This window comes from Acinetobacter sp. LMB-5, assembly GCF_001541635.1.
In the GTDB taxonomy this organism is placed as follows: Bacteria; Pseudomonadota; Gammaproteobacteria; order Pseudomonadales; family Moraxellaceae; genus Acinetobacter; species Acinetobacter pittii.
Genome location: NZ_LRDR01000059.1, coordinates 1 through 237, shown reverse-complemented (window position 1 = coordinate 237; position 237 = coordinate 1). Strand labels below are relative to the sequence as shown.

1 protein-coding gene is annotated in these 237 nt (G+C 47.3%); it reads left to right on the top strand.

What is annotated here, in order from left to right:
* Positions 1-237, top strand: a 237-nt coding sequence (locus AW165_RS18500) for a hypothetical protein (protein WP_212823914.1), incomplete at both ends; no start/stop codon positions are given.

The following is a 237-nucleotide window of genomic DNA, read 5'->3' as shown; positions in this document are numbered from 1 at the left end:
CCCATTAAAGCTATTAGGTTGGAAACCGTTTTTTCAACAACAACTGACGCTAGACGATTACGAGAACACGCTATTCGCGCGAGTGATTGCTCACCATCGTAGTGGTTACGTTGTGGTTAGCGAACAAGGTGAAACTCACTTACCTATCCATACCTCGTTACCCAGCATGACCGTTGGTGACTGGGTGATACTCAACCACCAGCAGCAGTTTTCTCGTTTACTTGAACGCCGCAGCTT